The 4,740-nt window shown below is 71.8% G+C and carries 3 protein-coding genes and 1 pseudogene; all 4 read left to right on the plus strand.

From position 1 onward, the window contains the following. Positions 1–204, plus strand: a pseudogene (locus tag MXD60_RS25790) (GDP-mannose 4,6-dehydratase); the annotation flags it as partial. Continuing rightward, complete coding sequence (gene wecB / locus MXD60_RS25795) at positions 201–1,385, plus strand: non-hydrolyzing UDP-N-acetylglucosamine 2-epimerase (RefSeq protein WP_248822208.1); 1,185 nt, start codon at positions 201–203, stop codon at positions 1,383–1,385. The pseudogene MXD60_RS25790 and the gene wecB, both read left to right, overlap by 4 nt. 247 nt (positions 1,386–1,632) lie before the next feature. Further along, entirely contained in the window at positions 1,633–3,045 is a 1,413-nt protein-coding gene (locus MXD60_RS25800; RefSeq protein WP_248822217.1) for a nucleotide sugar dehydrogenase, read from the plus strand. 131 nt (positions 3,046–3,176) lie between these two features. Next, positions 3,177–4,553 carry a choice-of-anchor P domain-containing protein gene (locus MXD60_RS25805; RefSeq protein ID WP_248822219.1) on the plus strand — a complete coding sequence of 459 codons (1,377 nt, stop codon included), beginning with the start codon at positions 3,177–3,179 and terminating at the stop codon, positions 4,551–4,553. Positions 4,554–4,740 lie beyond the last annotated feature (187 nt).

Genomic DNA, 4,740 nt, shown 5'->3' on the forward strand with positions numbered 1-4,740 from the left:
CTGGGCTGGGAACCGAAGGTCGGTTTCGAGGAACTGATCGCGATGATGGTCGACTCGGACCTCGTCCTGGAGTCCGATGCGGCCGCCCGCGAGGGCCTGCTCGGGCCGTCCCCGACCGCGACGGCCCTCGCGGGTCCGACCGTCCCAGCGGGCCGCGTCGAGGTGCCGCGGGATCGCACCACCGCCGCGCGGGTCCGGTCGTGACCGCCGCGCCCGCCCAGCGGACCCCGCCGGCGGCCGGTCCGCACGCGGTGGTCGTCGCCGGGGCACGGCCCAACTTCGTCAAGGCGAAACCGGTGCTCGACGCGCTGACCGCGGCGGACTTCCGGGTCTCCTTCGTGCACACCGGCCAGCACTACGACACCGCGATGAGCGGGGTCTTCTTCGCCGAGCTCGGCCTGCGTGAGCCCGATCATCACCTGCGCGCCGGTTCGGGTTCGCACGCGGTGCAGACGTCTGCCGTGATGACCGCGTTCGAGCCGTTGCTGGACACCCTCGTCCCCGACGTCGTGGTCGTCTTCGGTGACGTGAACTCGACGTTGGCGTGCGCGCTGGTCGCCGCGAAGGCGGGGGTGCGCGCCGCGCACGTCGAGGCCGGGCTGCGCAGCGGTGACCGCTCGATGCCGGAGGAGATCAACCGGATCGTCGTCGACCAGCTCTGCGCCGACCTGTTCGCCACCTCCCCGGAGGCCGTGGACCACCTGCTGCGCGAAGGCGCGGCGCCGCACGCCGTGCACCTCGTCGGCAACGTCATGGTCGACACCCTGCTGGCCTGCCGCGACGACGCGCTCGCCCGCCCGGTCCTGGCCGAGCATGGCCTTCGTCCCGGCGGCTACGGACTGGTCACCCTGCACCGGCCGGCGAACGTGGACGACCCGTCGACGCTCGCCGGGCTGCTCGACGCGTTGGGGGAGATCGCGGCCCGCTGCCCGCTGGTGTTCCCGGCCCATCCGCGCACCGCTGCCAAGGTGGCCGACCGACTGCCGCCGGGGATCCGGCTGCTCGCGCCGGTCGGCTACCTCGACTCGATCGCGCTGCAGGCCGGTGCCCGGATCGTGCTCACCGACTCGGGCGGCATCCAGGAGGAGACGACCATCCTCGGCGTCCCCTGCCTGACGCTGCGCGACACCACCGAACGGCCGCTGACCGTCACCGAAGGCACCAACCAGGTCGTCGGCCGGCACCCGGACACCATCATCCGCGCCGCCCTGGCCACCCTGGAGGACCCGCGCCCGCCGCGCCGCCCGCCCCTGTGGGACGGCCACGCGGCCCAACGCATCGCCAGCGTCCTCGCCCGCACCGCCGCACCCGAGCCGACTCCCTTCGGCCAGCGCCCCGCCCCGACCAACCCTCCCGTCCGGCGTCCCGGCGTCCCGCATCGCTAGTCCGCGCAAAGCGGCCTACGAGGGTCTCGAGAATCTCGTCGCCGACCTTGGTCTGGATGGCGCCGCCGACCGTCGCGGCGGCGAGATGGTGTCGGCGGAGAACGATGACCAGGCACTTCTACGGCCAGGCGTCGGTGGATTCCCAGCTCGGCGCGGCACCTAAATCAACATGGACTTCGCCCACCGTCGACAGGACACGATGAGCGCGCTCCATCACTTTATGTAGCTGATACGCAACACTCTGCTCATGTCATCGAACAAGCTTGTGGTGATCGGGCAGGGGTATGTCGGACTTCCGGTGGCGATGCGGGCGGTCACCGCGGGCTGGGACGTGGTCGGCGTCGAGGTGGACGCGGACCGGGCCGCGCGCCTGGCCGCGGGCCAGTCCTACGTCGAGGACATCCCGGCGGGCGAGCTGGTCGCTGCCCTGGACAGCGGCTGCTACCTGCCGACGACCGACTACGCGCGGGCCGCGGGCTTCGACGTCGCCGTCATCACCGTGCCCACCCCGCTGCGCGAGGGCGCCCCGGACCTGTCGTACATCGTCGACGCGGCCCGCAGCCTCGCGCCGCTCGTGCGCCCGGGCGCGACGGTGATCCTGGAGTCGACCACCTACCCGGGGACCACCGAGGAACTGGTCGCGCCGCTGCTCGAGGCCGGTTGCGGGCTCATGGCGGGCGTCGACTTCCACCTCGGCTACTCGCCGGAGCGCATCGACCCCGGCAACCGGACGTGGAACCTCGTCAACACCCCGAAGGTCGTCTCCGGCATGGGGCCGGCCAGCCTGGCGGCGGTCACCGCCTTCTACGACAGCCTCGTCGAGAGCACGGTCCCGGTCGGCTCCACCCGCACCGCGGAGCTCACCAAGCTGCTGGAGAACACCTTCCGGCACGTCAACATCGCGCTGGTCAACGAGCTGGCGATGTTCGCCCACGAGCTCGGCGTCGACGTCTGGGAGGCGATCGACGCGGCGTCGACGAAGCCGTTCGGCTACCTGCGGTTCACGCCCGGACCGGGGGTCGGCGGCCACTGCCTGCCGATCGACCCGTCCTACCTGTCCTGGCGGGTGCGGCGCAGCCTCGGGCGCAGCTTCCGCTTCGTCGAGCTGGCGAACGACGTCAACGACCACATGCCCGACCACGTCGTGCGCCGGGTCACCGAGATGCTCAATGCCCGGCACCGGTCGGTGGCCGGCAGTCGCATCCTGCTGCTGGGGCTGGCATACAAGAAGAACACCGGCGACGCCCGGGAGTCGCCGTCGATGCGGATCGCGGGCCTGCTCGCCGATCTCGGCGCCGAGCTGCGCGCCGCCGACCCGCACGTCGACCCGGCGCAGGTGCCGGCGCGGGTCCGGCTGGTCCCGGCGCTCCCCGCCGAGCTCGCCGCGGCGGACCTCGTCGTCGTGCTCATCGACCACGACGCGTTCGACCGCGACGAGGTGGCCCGGCACGCGCGGCTCGTCCTCGACACCCGCCGCTGGCTGCCCGGCCCGCACGACACCCACCGCGGCGCCTCCGTCGCCGGCGGTGTGGTCCCCGGCGGCGGCGAGACCGGCGGCGGCGCGAGCGGTGCGGACGGGGCGAACCCGCCGGTCGCGGGCTGGGTGCCGGCCCAGACACCGCGGCACGAAGACGCCGGTCTCGCCGTGGAGTCCCTCTGACCGGCCCGTACGCCGACACGCCCGAAACTCATTCAACGAGGCTGATTACTTACGAGTAGTCGAGTCATTGCAGTACCCCTCCCTAGGATGATCGCTGTCGGTCATCATCCAATTACGGAGAGGAGGAATTGATGCGTAGTTCGCTCCGCGTAGCGCCTCGGGTGGGACTGCGTCGGCTCACTGCCGGCGTTGTGTCCGGCGGTGTCCTCGCGGTCACCATGGTCGGCGTGGGTGTGGGGGCGGCCCAGGCCGTCCCCAACCCACTCGCCTACGAGCAGTTCGCCTATGCCACACAGGTCTCGGTGGGCGGCACGTTGACGTCGGGCCCGACGTTCCCGGCCGGCATCTCCTGCACCACCCTGCCGGGCCTGCTGTCCACCGGCGGCGGCGTCGTCGACATCCCGGGTCTGCTGACCGGGACCGCTGTGTTCCAGTCCGCCTCCACCTCGGAGCAGGCGCCGAACAACCGGCAGGTCGCCGTCACCCGCAGCACGGTGGCGTCGGTCAACCTGCTGGGTGGGCTGGTCGCGCTGACCGGTCTCGGCGTCACCTCGACCGCGGTCAACAACGGGACGACCATCAGCTCCAACGGTGCGGTCTCGCTGGGCAGCCTGAGCGTCCTCGGTATCGGCATCCCGCTCGGCTCGATCGGGGCGAACACGGTGATCCCGATCCCGCTGTTGGGCTCGATCACCCTCAACGAGCAGACTCTGCTGCCGACCGGTATTCGCACTGTCGGGGTACACGTGCGGATCACGGCCGGACCGAACGCGGGGCTCGACCTCGTCATCGGCTCGACCCAGTCGAGATTCCTGCCGAAGCCGCCGGTGTTCCTCACCGGGCTGGCCTACTCGAACCTCATCGCGGCGGGCCCGATCAGCGTGAAGCCGCTGATCGCGCAGAGCGTCCCCTGCAACGGGGGGACCTACACGTCGAACCTGGTCGGCATCAGCCTGCCGGGCCTGCTCACGACGGGCGTGATCTCCGCCACGGGGACGGCGGTGCTCGGTAATCCGACCTCGATCGGCAGTTCGCGGCTCAACCTGGCGGGCCTGAACCTGCTCAACGGGTTGATTACCGCAAGCGCGATCACGTCGCAGGCCAACGCGTCCAAGACGACGAACCTGCCGCCCACGCTCAATGCGGCGGGTACGCAGTTCGTCGATCTCACGGTAGCCGGAATTCATCTGCCGGTGTCCGTGGCACCCAACACCTTCATCCCGTTGCCTGGGCTGGGGTACGTGGTGCTGAACCGTCAGGTCCAGACGGCCACCTCGCTCGAGGTGCGGGCCGTCGAGGTCGTGGTGCAGGTCGCGGGTGTGCTGCCGGTCGGGGCGGTCGTCCGGCTGGGGGTCGCGTCGATCGGCGCGACCGACAACGGTGTGCCGCCGGCCTCGGCGCCGCTCGACGCGCACGACTCGCTGGCGCTGTCGATCGGCCATGACGCCGAGCTGTGCGCCAGCTCCCCCGACCCGGCGAAGTGCCTGGCGGTGGGCCCGTCTCTGTGAACCCTGCGGGGTGGGGTTCACCGGGGTGATCCGTGATCGACCGGACAACGTCGTCCGGCGCACGGTTGGGGGGGGGGGGGGGGGGGGCCCCCCCCCCCCGGGGGGGGGGCCCCGCGCGGCCGAGGTGCTGCGGCCCGGCGGCCGGCTGGCCGTGTACTGGAACGTGTTCGACCCCGCGCCGGACATC

This window comes from Frankia sp. AgB32 (genome assembly GCF_023243045.1).
Taxonomy (GTDB): domain Bacteria; phylum Actinomycetota; class Actinomycetes; order Frankiales; family Frankiaceae; genus Frankia.

Bases quoted from the DNA above. Each gene is read 5' to 3' on its own strand.
- MXD60_RS25800 (WP_248822217.1), top strand. From the start codon at position 1,633: ATGTCATCGAACAAGCTTGTGGTGATCGGGCAGGGGTATGTCGGACTT.
- MXD60_RS25805 (WP_248822219.1), top strand. From the start codon at position 3,177: ATGCGTAGTTCGCTCCGCGTAGCGCCTCGGGTGGGACTGCGTCGGCTC.